This window comes from Clostridium sp. UMB9555A (assembly GCF_030222355.1).
In the GTDB taxonomy this organism is placed as follows: domain Bacteria; phylum Bacillota; class Clostridia; order Clostridiales; family Clostridiaceae; genus Sarcina; species Sarcina perfringens.
Map to the genome: position 1 here is coordinate 1 of NZ_JASORQ010000018.1, position 13,906 is coordinate 13,906.

15 protein-coding genes and 1 pseudogene are annotated in these 13,906 nt (G+C 26.6%); 12 read left to right on the top strand and 4 right to left on the bottom strand.

What is annotated here, in order from left to right; translation table 11 throughout:
• Positions 1-621 (top strand): LPXTG cell wall anchor domain-containing protein (locus tag QP548_RS16480; RefSeq protein ID WP_284905656.1); only part of this gene is annotated, 621 nt, incomplete at its 5' end.
• 308 nt (positions 622-929) lie between these two features.
• The gene (locus QP548_RS16485; RefSeq protein WP_061416449.1) at positions 930-1,505 is read left to right on the top strand and encodes a recombinase family protein; all 576 of its coding nucleotides are present in this window, start codon (positions 930-932) and stop codon (positions 1,503-1,505) included.
• Between the two features lie 402 nt (positions 1,506-1,907).
• Here QP548_RS16485 and QP548_RS16490 read toward each other — a convergent pair whose 3' ends face one another.
• Both QP548_RS16490 and QP548_RS16495 read right to left on the bottom strand, forming a co-directional pair.
• Complete coding sequence (locus QP548_RS16490) at positions 1,908-2,120, bottom strand: hypothetical protein (RefSeq protein ID WP_061429474.1); 213 nt, start codon at positions 2,118-2,120, stop codon at positions 1,908-1,910.
• Positions 2,121-2,141: 21 nt separating this feature from the next.
• Positions 2,142-2,342, bottom strand: coding sequence for a hypothetical protein (locus QP548_RS16495; protein WP_061429473.1), 201 nt, complete (start codon positions 2,340-2,342; stop codon positions 2,142-2,144).
• A gap of 282 nt (positions 2,343-2,624) precedes the next feature.
• Here QP548_RS16495 and QP548_RS16500 point away from each other — a divergent pair.
• A pseudogene (locus tag QP548_RS16500) lies at positions 2,625-2,915 on the top strand (helix-turn-helix domain-containing protein); the annotation flags it as partial.
• A gap of 310 nt (positions 2,916-3,225) precedes the next feature.
• Here QP548_RS16500 and QP548_RS16505 read toward each other — a convergent pair.
• Both QP548_RS16505 and QP548_RS16510 read right to left on the bottom strand, forming a co-directional pair.
• A complete protein-coding gene (locus tag QP548_RS16505; protein WP_003450493.1) occupies positions 3,226-3,402 on the bottom strand; it encodes a hypothetical protein in 177 nt (58 codons plus the stop codon).
• A gap of 41 nt (positions 3,403-3,443) precedes the next feature.
• Positions 3,444-3,632 carry a hypothetical protein gene (locus QP548_RS16510; protein WP_003450509.1) on the bottom strand — a complete coding sequence of 63 codons (189 nt, stop codon included), beginning with the start codon at positions 3,630-3,632 and terminating at the stop codon, positions 3,444-3,446.
• Positions 3,633-3,807: 175 nt separating this feature from the next.
• On the opposite strand from QP548_RS16510, the gene QP548_RS16515 reads away from it, so the two are divergent.
• The 9 genes from QP548_RS16515 to QP548_RS16555 all read left to right on the top strand — a co-directional run.
• The gene (locus QP548_RS16515; RefSeq protein WP_061416440.1) at positions 3,808-6,012 is read left to right on the top strand and encodes a peptidase domain-containing ABC transporter; all 2,205 of its coding nucleotides are present in this window, start codon (positions 3,808-3,810) and stop codon (positions 6,010-6,012) included.
• Complete coding sequence (locus QP548_RS16520) at positions 6,002-7,531, top strand: HlyD family efflux transporter periplasmic adaptor subunit (protein WP_061416437.1); 1,530 nt, start codon at positions 6,002-6,004, stop codon at positions 7,529-7,531. Before QP548_RS16515 ends, QP548_RS16520 begins: the two co-directional genes overlap by 11 nt.
• Before the next feature lie 18 nt (positions 7,532-7,549).
• The gene (locus tag QP548_RS16525; RefSeq protein WP_061416434.1) at positions 7,550-8,065 is read left to right on the top strand and encodes a hypothetical protein; all 516 of its coding nucleotides are present in this window, start codon (positions 7,550-7,552) and stop codon (positions 8,063-8,065) included.
• Between the two features lie 89 nt (positions 8,066-8,154).
• On the top strand, positions 8,155-9,402 hold the full coding sequence (locus QP548_RS16530) for a hypothetical protein (protein WP_061416432.1): 1,248 nt from the start codon (positions 8,155-8,157) through the stop codon (positions 9,400-9,402).
• 300 nt (positions 9,403-9,702) lie between these two features.
• A complete protein-coding gene (locus QP548_RS16535; protein ID WP_061429472.1) occupies positions 9,703-10,008 on the top strand; it encodes a CopG family transcriptional regulator in 306 nt (101 codons plus the stop codon).
• A gap of 257 nt (positions 10,009-10,265) precedes the next feature.
• Complete coding sequence (locus tag QP548_RS16540) at positions 10,266-10,583, top strand: plasmid mobilization protein (RefSeq protein WP_061416429.1); 318 nt, start codon at positions 10,266-10,268, stop codon at positions 10,581-10,583.
• The gene (locus tag QP548_RS16545; RefSeq protein ID WP_061416455.1) at positions 10,583-11,671 is read left to right on the top strand and encodes a relaxase/mobilization nuclease domain-containing protein; all 1,089 of its coding nucleotides are present in this window, start codon (positions 10,583-10,585) and stop codon (positions 11,669-11,671) included. Before QP548_RS16540 ends, QP548_RS16545 begins: the two co-directional genes overlap by 1 nt.
• Positions 11,649-12,386 (top strand): DUF4352 domain-containing protein, encoded by a 738-nt coding sequence (locus QP548_RS16550; RefSeq protein ID WP_061416452.1) that lies wholly within the window; start codon positions 11,649-11,651, stop codon positions 12,384-12,386. Before QP548_RS16545 ends, QP548_RS16550 begins: the two co-directional genes overlap by 23 nt.
• 363 nt (positions 12,387-12,749) lie before the next feature.
• The coding region (locus tag QP548_RS16555; RefSeq protein WP_284905657.1) for a Cys-Gln thioester bond-forming surface protein at positions 12,750-13,906 on the top strand (1,157 nt) is incomplete at its 3' end.

A 13,906-nucleotide genomic window follows, 5' to 3' on the forward strand; every position in this document is an offset into this window, starting at 1 on the left:
GAAGAAGGAACAACTCCACAATTACCAGGAGATAGTGGATTAGGAGGAACAACACCGAACTTACCAGGGGAAGAAGGGACAACTCCACAATTACCAGGGGATAGTGGATTAGGAGGAACAACACCGAACTTACCAGGGGAAGAAGGAACAACTCCACAATTACCAGGAGATAGTGGATTAGGAGGAACAACACCGAACTTACCAGGGGAAGAAGGGACAACTCCACAATTACCAGGAGATAGTGGATTAGGAGGAACAATACCGAACTTACCAGGAGAAGAAGGAACAACTCCACAATTACCAGGGGATAGTGGGTTAGGAGGAACAACACCGAACTTACCAGGAGAAGAAGGAACAACTCCACAATTACCAGGGGATAGTGGATTAGGAGGAACAACACCGAACTTACCAGGAGAAGAAGGAACAACTCCACAATTACCAGGAGATAGTGGATTAGGAGGAACAACACCGAACTTACCAGGGGAAGAAGGAACGAGTTCCCAGAATAAACCTAATCTTAATATACCTAAAACTGGAGATGCAGGTACGGTAGGATTTGGTTTATTAGGAGTTTTATCAATAGTAGGTTTAGTAACATTAAATAAGTATAAGTTTGAATAAATATATATAATATAAAGGTATAAATTAATATATTGCTTTGTAATTTAGAGTGTCGAAAATTCGACACTCTTTTTATTTATTATCTTTAATTATGAGCGTAAATTTAATTTTATTGATGATAATAGTTATAAATTTATAAAAAACAAAGTAGCAAAAAGGGTGATTTTTGATACATTATTTTTTTGTACAGAAAAAAGCCAAATTTTCCATGTAAAAATGTATTAAAAAAGGTATCATAATCTATTTAGATTATGATACCTTTTTGGTATAATAAAAGAAATAAATTTAGAAAAAATGGAGATAAAATTATGTTAGTTGGATATGCAAGGGTTAGTACTGAAGAACAAAGTTTAAATAGACAAATAGATATGTTAATTGATTATGGTGTAGATAAGAGAAATATATATCAAGAAAAAATAAGTGGAATGAAATCTAATAGAGAGCAGCTAGATAAAATGATAGATGAACTACAAAAAGGAGATACAGTTATAATTACTGATTTGACCAGAATATCAAGAAGTACAAAGGATTTACTCAATATTATAGATAGAATAAAAGCTAAAGGAGCTAGTATAAAAAGTATTAAAGATACTTGGTTAGATACATCAAGTGATAATCCATATAATAGTTTTTTACTAACTGTTATGAGTGGATTGAGTCAATTAGAAGGGGACTTAATAAGTCAAAGGACTAAAGAAGGTTTAAAAAGCGCAAGAGCTAGGGGGAGGAATGGAGGAAGGCCTTCCAAGAGAAATGATAAAGCCGATACAGTAGGATTACTATATAGGGAAGGTTATAAAATAGTTGATATAGTAAAGCAAACAGGGTTAAGTAGAGCAACTGTATATAGAGTGCTAAATGATTTAAATGTTATATGTAAATAGTATTTATAGTTTAAATAAAAATAGTTTTTGTTATTAGAATTAAATTAATAATATTTTAATATTGGGAAGTATTAATTTTTTTAGAAAAAGGATGCTTAGTTATATAGCTAAGCATATATTAAATTATTCTTTTAAGAGATGTACTAGTTTTAACATTGCACTAATACCAAATAAAAAGCTTGCAAAAAAGCTTAGTATTTTTGAACCGATATTAGTATAAATAAATCCTTGCAAACAAAAACATATACAACATATAAGAGTTAAAATTATGAAAATTACATTTACTTTTTTAGACTTAATTAAATTTTTCATTGTATCCTCCAATAATATCAGAAAATATTAAATTTATATTTAAATAAAAAGCTATATAAATTTATATAGCTTTTTACTATTAAGTTGAAATTAACAAAGGGTAGCTATTCCACAAGTTACTCCAACAACACCTCCAATAACAGTACCAACAGGGCCAACTAATGAGCCTTCAGCAGCACCTATTGCACCGGCACCTGATACTATAGCTATTGTTCCTCCAACAACTTCACAAACGCCAGAAATAGTATCAAATACTCCTCCTCCATTAATAGTAGTTAATTCATCTAAAGTACATTTATTCATTACTCTTTCCTCCTTCATATATTATCCATTAATTGATGCAATAGCACCAGCGCCTGCTCCAATACAGCCTATTCCTGTTTCTATTAAAGGTGGGCATGCAATTGAAGCTATAGATAAACCAACACCAGTAGCTATTCCAAGTGTACCTACAAATGCTTTCCCAGCTTCTCTCCAGCCACCAGCATTAATAGTTTCTAATTCAGTTAAAGTGATGCTTTCCATTAGAAGAATCTCCTTTAATTTGTAAATTTTTTAATAAATTGAAAATAAATTCGATTAATTATAACAAAAAATTCAAAAAAATGCTATAATTACTACGGTAAAAATACATAAAGTTTACAAAAAGTATAAAAATAACAATAAAAAGGTTATTTGTGTATTAAAATTACAATTCGAAATGATAAAATATATGGACAATTTGTTTATAAAGTATTACTGCATTAAATAACATGATTATAAAGACTGTGGTTGTACATGTTTACCAACAATTTGTAGTCAATATGGGTTAAAATATCCAAGCTAGATACATCAAGTGATAATTTATATAATAGTTTTTTACTAACTGTTATGAGTGGATTGAGTAAGTTAGAAAGGGACTTAATAAGTCAAAGGACTAAAGAATGGTTAAGAAGTGAAAAAGCTAGAGGGAGAAGTGGAGGAAGGCCTTCTAAGAGAAATGATAAAGCCGATACAGTAGAGTTACTATATAAGGAAGGTTATAAAATAGTTGATATAGTAAGGCAAACAAGTTTAAGTAGAGTAACTGTATATAGAGTGCTAAATGATTTAAAATAAACATAATAAAATTTTATTTTTATTTATGTTTGAGATTTTAGATTAAATCTTTAAAAAAGAATAAATTATAAAGTATAGTTAGGTACTTTATAATTTATTCTATATAATTTATTTATTTATTAAATAGATATTTAATGCTGTTAAAATTATAGCAAATACTATATTATTTGAATTTATCTCTGATTCGGTAAAAATTTTTAAATATGATAAATATAATGTTATTAATAAAGATACAAATGATAAAATAATCATTAGATTTCTGCTAGTAAATAATAAGTTATTTACTTGAATTTTCATATTATCACCTCTATTATTTAGAGCCATTATAGAATCCTAATGCAGCAGCTCCAGCCAATGTTGTTACACCGGCAGAAATTAGCGCAACTGCTTTCCAGCCTACAAATGTAACTCCCATTATAGTTAAGGTTATAGAACCACCATTTATTTCTACTAACTCTGTATATTCTAAAGTTGAAAGATTTGACATATGTATTCCCCCTATTATTATATTTTTAAAATATTATTATATTAAGGATTTTTTTTCTTCATATGTGTACCTAATGTATATCCGGCCATATAAGCAGTTCCAATTGCTGCAGCTCCTTTAGCTATAGCAGCTCCAGTTATTGTTAATGCTCCTATAGTTATAACTAACCCACCATCTATTTTTTCTAGTTCTTCTAAATTTAAAGAGTTAAAGTTTTGTAATTCATTCATTTTAAATCCCCCTCCATAAATATTCTGAAAATTCTGTATAATTAATTATAACAAACTTTGTCAAAATTTGCTATAATAATAGTATAAAAATATGATTATTATGGAAAGTTTAATAAAATAATAACGTTTTCATATTAAAATTGATAATTTATTAAAGAAAGGTATTAAGTGAAAAATGTTTCGAAAATATTACTGTATTAAACAGCATGATTATAAGGATTGTGGTTGTGCATGTTTAGCAACGATTTGTAGACAATATGGACTAAAATATCCAATATCAAAAATTAGAGAAGTTGCTGGAACTGATAAATTTGGTACGAGTGCTTTGGGAATTATACAAGCTTCAGAAAAATTAGGATTTTCAGCAAAAGGTGTTAAGGCTAATAAGCCAGAAGACATATTTGGTGAAATTCCATTGCCGGCAATAGCACATGTTGTTATAGATAAAACAATGCTGCATTACGTAGTTGTACATAAAATTAGTGAAAAAGAAATTATAGTAGCTGATCCTGGAAAAGGAATAGTTAAATATAATCCTAGTGATTTCTTTAATATTTGGACAGGGGTTCTTTTAATAATGACACCTACGTCTAGTTTTAATAAAGGAAATGAAGTTAAAGGCGTATTTACTAGGTTTTTTGATTTATTGAAGCCACAGAAGGGTTTGCTTTTTAATATATTTTTAGCTTCAATTCTTGTAACTGTCTTTGGAATATTAGGTTCTTTTTATTTTAAGTTTCTTTTAGATGATATAGTACCTAATAACCTTAGAGAATCCTTAACAGTTTTTTCTATAGGTTTTATATTACTTGTTATATTTAAAGTGATTACAGAGGCATTTAGAACGCAATTACTTATACATTTAGGACAAAGATTAGATATACCATTAATGCTAGGATATTATGATCATGTTATTAATCTTCCTATGAACTTTTTTGGAACTAGAGAAGTTGGAGAAATTATATCTAGGTTTAATGATGCTTCAAAAATAAGACAAGCTATTTCAGGTGTTGCTCTTACTATGATGATTGATGTATTTATGGTCTTAATTGGAGGATTTATACTTTATTATCAAAGTCCTTTATTATTTGGAATAACTATAGTTCCATTAGTTTTATATGGAATTATTGTTTTTACCTTTAAAAGTAATATAGAAAAGATTAATAGAGAAACTATGGAAGGTAATGCTAAATTAACATCATATTTAGTTGAATCTTTAAATGGAATAGAAACTATAAAGGCATTTAATGCAGAAAGAGAAGTTAATTTAGAAACTGAAAAAAGATTTATAAAATTTATAAAAGCAATATTCAAAAATGAGTACATAAATAATATTCAGATGTCTTTAAAAAGTCTAGTAAAAGGTGTTTTTACTATAGCTATTTTATGGATTGGAACTATTCAAGTTTTAAATGGGAAAATATCTTTCGGTGAGCTTTTAACTTTTAATGCTTTATTGGTTTATTTTTTAAATCCAATAGAAAATATAATTAATTTGCAGCCAACATTACAAACGGCAGTTGTAGCAGCAGAAAGATTAAGTGAAATATTAGATTTATCTTTAGAAAAAGCTGAAGATGAACATAAAAAAATTAATCCAAATTCATTAAATGGGAAAATAGAATTTAAAAATGTTGACTTTAGATATGGAACAAGACAACTTATTTTAAAGAATATAAATATGACGATAAATAAAGGCGAGAGAGTTGCATTAGTTGGTGAAAGTGGTTCAGGTAAAACTACTATAGCGAAGCTTTTACTTAACTTTTATCAATGTGAAAAAGGAGAAATTATAGTAAATGACTATAATTTATTAGATGTTAATGTGGAAGCTCTTAGAGATAAAATTGCTTATATATCACAAGAAACATTTTTATTTAATGGAACTATATTAGAAAATTTAATGTTAGGCAATCCATATTTAACCTATGAGGAAATTATAGAAGCTTGTAAAAAGGCTCAGATACATGATTTTATAAACTCATTACCATTAAGATATAATACTTTAGTTGAAGAAAATGGTTCGAATTTTTCAGGAGGACAAAAGCAAAGATTATCTATTGCAAGAGCAATACTTAGAAAACCTGAAATACTTATAATGGATGAAGCTACAAGCAATCTTGATTCTATAACCGAAAAGGCTATAGAAAAGACTATACATGAATTTAGCGAGGGAATGATAACTATAATAATAGCTCATAGATTAAGTACAATTATGAGATGTGATAATATTTATATTTTAGAAAAAGGTGAAATAAAGGAACAAGGTAGCCATAAGGAATTATTAGAAAAACAAGGGCGATATTATGAACTTTGGAAAGAGCAACTTCCTGATATAGAAAAAATTGAGATTAAGGAGGCTGTTGAACATGAAGTTTAAGATAGACAATATTGAAAATCTAAGTGATAGTAGACAGGTTATGGAATCTAAGCCAAACAAATTTATTATGATATTTATTTATATCTTAATAGCAGTTATAGCAACATTTCTTACTTGGTCATGGTTTAGTGAAAAAGAAATAATAGTTAAAGTTCAAGGTGTAGTTAGACCGGATAATGAAATTCACAGTATATCAAATATATTACAAGGAGAAGTAAAATCTGTAAAAATGAAGAATGGTGAAGAGATAAAAAAAGGTGATATTTTATTTGAAATAGATTCTTCAGAGTTACAAGATAAGAAAAATCAAATAGATGAGCAAATAAACTATTTAGATAAAGATAACAAAAGTCTTGAGAAGCTAAATAAATCAATTAATGAAAATACAAATTATTTTGAAAACAATGATGAAGAAAAGGAATATTATTATAAATTTAAAAGCTATGAAGCTGGAAATAAGGTTTCTCTTGAAGAAAAAAATAATATTTCTGATTCTAAAAATGAACTCCTTAATGAAAAAGCTAATTTAGAAATACTTAGCAAATCGATTAGTGAAAATAAAAACTATACGGAGAAGGGTTCAGTATATAGTGCACAATATGATAGCTACATTAGTTCAAGAGAAATGATTTTAAACAAAACAGAACAACTTAAAAGTAGCAAAGATAGTTTAAATAAGGAAATTGAATCAAATAACAAAGAAATAGAAGGTTTAAACTCTGAAAATAACACTATCGAGAATTTAGAAGAAAAAAAATTAGTTTTTGATGAAAAAAATAAACAGTTAAATAATCAAGTAGAGCAAATAGCTTTAGAAATTAAAAATAATAATGAGCAATTAGAAAAATTAAAAAGTGATACTATAGCTCAAATTAAAGGAAATATAGACAAAATAAATCAAAGTATAAACAAGCTAGATAGTAATATTAGTAGTTTAGAAGAATCAGTAAATATTTCTAAGGATAAGAATAAAACAACAGTATTGGCACAAATTGAGGAAAAAATGAATTTAAATATTCAGAAGAAAAAAGAACTAGAAGAAAATAAAAAACAAATAGAACAGAGCATAGAAAAATGTATTGTTAAAGCTCCTGTAGATGGAAAACTAAATGTTAATATTAACCTAGAGCAAGGAGTTGTTTTACAAACTGGTGCAATGGTAGCTAATATAATTCCTGATTCCGACACATATAAGGTTGATTTAATTATACCAACAAAGGATATAGCAAATATAAAAGATGGTGAAGAGATAAAATATAGTTTTGAAGCGTTACCATATAGAGAGTATGGATTTTTAGATGGTAAAGTAGAAAGTATAAGTCCAGATTCTAAAATTGACAATGAAAAAGGAATAGCATTTTTTGTAGGAGAAGGAAGCTTAAACTCTAATAGTCTATATAGTAATAAGGGGGAAGAAAGTTTTATAAAACCAGGAATGATGTGTGAGGCGAGGATAATAACAAGAAAAGAAAAAATGTTATATTATCTTTTAGAAAAAATAGGCTTAAAGAATAGATAGAATGGAGTTTATTTAATAATGAATTATGTAGATATATTTTTAATAATAATTATGTGTATAGTTAATACAATATTTCTATACAAAGTTATAAGAAGTAAAAAGAATTTATCAATGAATTCATATACTGTTATAAGTTTAGGTAGCAGCAATGATAAAATAATGGATAAATTAATAATTCCATATTTATTTTTTAATTATATCTTAATTTTATTATATATAGTTATAAGTGAGTTTTTTTTAATATTTTTAATTATATACATGCCAATAATGTTTCTTTCTTTACCAATTATTTATGTAAGTAATGATTACATAGGTACATTGGTTAGGGGAGTAGATACTAGAAATATAGATTTTATTGAAATAAATGTACATTTTGAATATATAGAAGTTGTATTTAAGTGTAAAAATGAAGTATATAAAAAATTAAAATATAGATTAAGTATTTTAAGAAAAAATAAAGATGTAGAAGTAAATAAATTTATAGATACATTAAAAGAATATGGATATAAGATATACGTAAAAACATTCAACTAAGAAATAAAAAAGAGCTTTTAAAAGCTTTTTTTTATTTACAGAAAATATGATATAATTTTCTTAGTTTTTACAAAAGGGGAGGTGAATAAGTGGGGAACGCGTTACAAGTGAATAAGGTAAACTATATAGATAATGTCCACAGTAATAGTAAAGGATGGATAACTAGGAGCGTTATAGATAAAAAAGGATATAATCAATGGCACTATAAATACGCTGAGTTAAAGGATTTAGATATGAATGGTGAAAATATCTATATAACTTTAAATACGTTCTATAAGCCTTGTAGAAGGCTAGAAAATATAAAAGAGTTAAATACATTATTTATAGACTTAGATTATTATAAAACTGATAAAACTGAGGATCAGGTATTAATTGACTTAGAAAAGAACTATTTTAATCAAAGTATTCCTATTCCTAATTATGTAATAGATAGTGGGAGAGGAATGTATTTAATTTGGTTAATAAATGCAGTACCTAGTCAAGCATTACCATTATGGAAAGCAGTACAAGATTATTTATATAAGCAATTAAAGTGTTTTGGAGCAGATAGACAAGCATTAGATGCAACTAGGATATTAAGAGTACCAGGAAGTATAAATTCTAAATCAAAAACAGTAGTAAATATATTAGACGAATACGAATATGTTTATGATTTAAGAGAAATACAAAATGGATTTTTACCTGAATTAAAGCCATATGAAAAGAAAAAGGGTAGACCAAGTAAAATAAATTATATTTATAGAGAAAGAAGTTTATATTATGGAAGGATACAAGACATAATAAAACTTTGTGAACTAAGAGAATATGATTTAAAAGGTCATAGAGAACTTATATTATTTTTATATAGATATTACCTTTGTAGTTTTACAGAAGACATTGAGAAGGCGTTAAATGATGCTTTAGAACTTAATAGTATGTTTAGACAAGCTTTAAGTGAAAGAGAAGTTATAAGAGCAACTAGGAGTGCTGAAATATGTTATTTAGATAAAAATAAGCAATATAAGTATAAGAATGAAACTCTTATAGAGCTATTAGAAATTACAGAAGAAGAGCAAAAATATATGACAATAATAATTTCTAAAGAAGAATATAAGAGGAGAAAAAGAATAAGAAATAAAAATAGTTATGATGGTGAAAAGGCAAAAAAAATTTACCAAGAGAAATTAAAATCTCAAGGTAAATTGAGTGAAAAAGAAAAAATTTCACAACGTAGAGAAAGAATTTTAGACCTACTGGACAAAGGTCATACACAAAAAGAAATCTATACGTTAATGAAAATATCTAAACGTACATGTATAAATGACGTTAATTTCTTACGAGAACAAGGTTTAATATAACCTTGTTCTTTTGTATTATAAGATAATTTATTGTATAAATCAAACTTTAAATTTTATTTATATAGGTGCAAAATTTTTTCAGCCCTTGTATTATAGGGTACTTTGTACCTGTTCTTTTTTTATGGGAGATTTTTAGAGAGAAGTTTTTATTTTAGGTTGTTCCGAAGGAACTTTTATTAGAGTGCCTTTTTATTTTTTAGCGTGGCTTGGAATGAAAAAATATTATCGAAAATAAAGGTTTATTTGTGTGGCTACAGAATTAAATTAGTAGAAGTATTTGTTTAAAGTGAGGATTTTTTTGTGGCTACAAAGGTGATAAAAGATGATGTTATAAGGGTTAGAGTGACCAAAGAGCAAAAAGAAAAATTGAAAAAGATTGCTAAAGAAAAGAACACTACGATAAGTGAAATTTTAAATGTGGCTACAAAAAATGTGATAAAAAATTACGAGGAACAAGAAAAAAATTATAAAAAAATGTGCGAAAGATCTGTAGCTACAGAAGAAAAAATTCAAGAAATTAAATTGAATTTAGAAAAAAGAAAATTGAAAAACGAAAAAAATTTTGCAAATAAATTAAAGCTTTTTTTCCCTGGATTAAGAAAATAAAAATTAATTATTAGTATTAAAAAAATGATTAATTAATTTTTTTGAGGGAAAAAAGCTTTTTTATTTTATGATTGAAAACTCTTTTTAAAAGGATTAAAATTTAATTAAAGTAAGCATTGCAAGATTAGTATTTGAGTACCCAAGAGGGCATATCAAATACGACCGTAAAACAAGTTTTACTATCTTGCTTGGGTTAGGGCAAAGCCCTCCAAGACCACACCCAACAAAAATCAAAAATTTTTTTAGGAGAAAAAATAATGAATGAAAATAGAAAAAGAGAAAAGCAAATAAAATTTTACGTTAATGAAAAAGAGTATGATCAGATAAAAAAGAAAGTAGAAAAATCAAAATTAAAACAACAAGAATATTTAATAAAGAGTGCATTAAATAAAAAAATAATTGTAATAGATGGATTAAAAGAAATACTTTTAGAGCTATCAAGAGAAGGAAATAATTTAAATCAAATAGCAAAAAAAATAAATGAAGGTGAACAAAGAGATATAAAAGAAATGAAAAATAAATTAAATAATTTATGGGATTTAATCGAAAAAATTTTAAAGGAGAGTAATAAATAATGGCAGTAATAAAATATTTGCCAGGTAAAAAAAGTTTAAAAAGCCAGTTAAAATATTTAGAAAAAGAGGGAAAAACTTTAGAAGAATTAAAAACAGGAATTAATTGTACAAGTGATAATATTGAAAAAGAATTTAATATAGTTAAAGAACTTTATAACAAAAAAGAAGGAAAACAATATTATCATTACACACAAGCTTTTAATCCAGAAGATAAAATTACACCAGAAAAAGTTCACGAAATCGGAAAGGAATGGATAGAAAAAAATATAAAAGGATATCAAATTTATTTAGTAACTCACATAGATAAAGAACATATTCATAATCATTTTATAATTAATTCAGTTAGTTTTGAGGATGGAAAAAAGCTTCAGATAAGTCCAAAAAAATTAGAAAAAATGAAAAAAGAAAGTAATAAAATTTGTGAAAGAGAACATTTAACAGAAATAAATTTAAATAAAAAAAATGAAGTTTTAAAAACAGATGAAGAATACAGAATAGAAAAAAGAGGACAAGAAACTTGGAAAGGAGAGCTTAGAGAAGTAATAGAATTAGAATTAAAAAAATCAAAAAGCTTAGAAGAGTTTAGAGAGAATTTAAAAGAAAAATATAATGTAGAAACAAGAGTAACAAAAAGTACAATAAGTTATAAACATCCGGAACAAAAAAAATCAGTAAGGGGAAAAAGATTAGGAGAAAAATATACAAAGGAGAGGATTATAAATGAGTTTAATAAACAAACAGACAGGTCAATCAGCAAGGGAGATAATAGAGGAAGAAAAGAAGAGAGAGGAATTGAAGAAGGAAACAGAGGAGTTGAAAAAACTAAGGGAAGAAGTGAAGAGCATAAGAGAAGACCTATATCTAAAGGGGGGATTTCAGACAGAATTAGAAGAGATGATGAAAAATTTAAAGCAAATGGAAAAAAATATTTTGAAAGACTTAAAAAAGATAGAGAATTGGCAGAAAGAAGAGAAAGAGAACTTAGAGAGATTGAAGAAGAACGTATTAGAAGAGAAAAAGAAGAGTATAGAAGATTTGAAGAAAGTCTTAGAAGAGACAGAGATAATGAAAGAGAGTTTGAAATGTAAATTAGAATATATAGAAAATAAGAGTATTGAATTAGAAAAAATAGAATTATTTAATAATGCTGAAGAAATAAGAAAAAATTTAGATGATATTTTTGAGGAAAGAAAAAAAGAATATTTAAAGTTTTTTGAGAGTGAGAGAAAAAGAATTGAAAGTGAAAATATTAAAAATAAAAAAGAATTGGAAGAGTTTAAAAATAAAATAGAAGAAAAAAGAAACTATTTTAGAAAGCCTATTTTAATAATAAGTGCTATATGTGTAGGAATATCGTTTTATAATCTATTTAAAACTAATAGTGTAAGTAATTTAATAAATGAACATGAAAAGAAATTAAGTTATAGAGGTGCAGTAGAGAAAGCAAACAATAAAGATAAAGAGATAAGGTATGGAAAAATAGGCGAATGGGTTGAAGAAGGTAATTTTAAAATAAAAGCAAATAGTGTGAAAAAAGAATCAGGAACAATGGGAAAAGAGAAAGACATTATTAATATAACAGTTGAAAATATATCAAATGAAGACATGAAAATAGATCCTACTATGTTTAATGTGGTTGGGGAAAATGGAAGTAAAACGAAACAAGCATTAACTTTTGATGATAAAATAACTCAAATAGTAAATAGAGGAAGAAGAGCAACTTTTGATTATGAAGTATATCCTGAAGAAGAAGGCATTAATTTAGAATTAGAATTTGGAAGAATAGTAGTTAATTTAGAATAAGAAATAATGGAGTAGTCATTTAAATGACTACTCCATTATTTATGTTATGGTATTAATATTTAGGATAATTTAATATTTTGAATTTTAAAATAGTTTTACATAAAGTTAACAATATAATGTGAAATTAATTTATTAAACTGAAAATGGGGTTATTTTACATTAATTAGAGCAACTTATTAATTAATATACTTTGAATAATATATTTTTCACAAAATATATTAAATATTTTATGAAAAATATTAATAGAATCTGAGAGTTATTTTGTAGAGTGGTGAAATTATCCAGAATATTTATTATTATAATCTAGGTTGTCAGTAAATAATGAATATTTATTAATAATAATTTTAGATAATGGAGGATTTTATGAAAAAGTTTTTTAATAAGTTGAGTTTTTTTACTTTAATTATTTTTAGTTTTTCATTAGTAAATGTATTTGCTAGTGAAAAAGAATATTGGGCATATATAAAAGCAACTTCATTTGGGTCATCAATATTTATAGAAGATGATGGAGAGAAAGTAGCATATTGTTATAATCAGGCTTACAATCAGCCAGGTAGTCCATATGATCCTGGAAATAAAACTTATTATACTAGAAGTGAAAGTTATTTAAATAACAATGATGAGTTAATGGATGCATATGGTAAAGAAAAAAAAGAAAGAATTGCAGCTATTTTGACTTATGGATATCCTTTAAATTCATCAGATTTAATTAGCAAATATGGAATAACTAAAGATGAGGCAAGGTATATTACTCAGCAGCTTTTATGGACTGTTTTAGCTGGATATGATTATCCTTATGATTCAGACGAAGCTAAATATAAATACTATGATAAATTGCTTGAATTATCAAAAACAACAAAATTTGAACAAGGAATTTTAAATCTTGTTGGTAATTTTAAATTCAAAGAAATTGGCAAGAAGTTTTCAACTGAAAAGCTATATACTACTGGTAATACTGGTTCATTTACTATATTAAATTTACCAGAAAACATGGTAGTAAAAGATTGGAATACAGATGAAATATTAAACAATAAATCTATACCAGTTGGAAAAGAGTTTTACATAGAATCTTCAGAAAAACCAAATCCAGATTTAAAATTAAAAGTTAACTATAAGTACCAAGATGTAAAGTTTTATTTTTATAAATATTCTAGAGGAGGCGTAAAAGTTAAACCTGATAAACCATATCAAAGTTTAATAAGAGCTGAGTTGGAAGATAAAATAAATGAAAAGTCTTATGAAATATCTATAGATGGAAATTTTGATATTCCAGGATTAGGAGGAACAACACCGAACTTACCAGGAGAAGAAGGAACAACTCCACAATTACCAGGAGATAGTGGATTAGGAGGAACAACACCGAACTTACCAGGGGAAGAAGGGACAACTCCACAATTACCAGGGGATAGTGGATTAGGAGGAACAACACCGAACTTACCAGGGGAAGAAGGAACAACTCCACAATTACCAGGAGATAGTGGATTAGGAGGAACAACACCGAACTTACCAGGGGAAGAAGG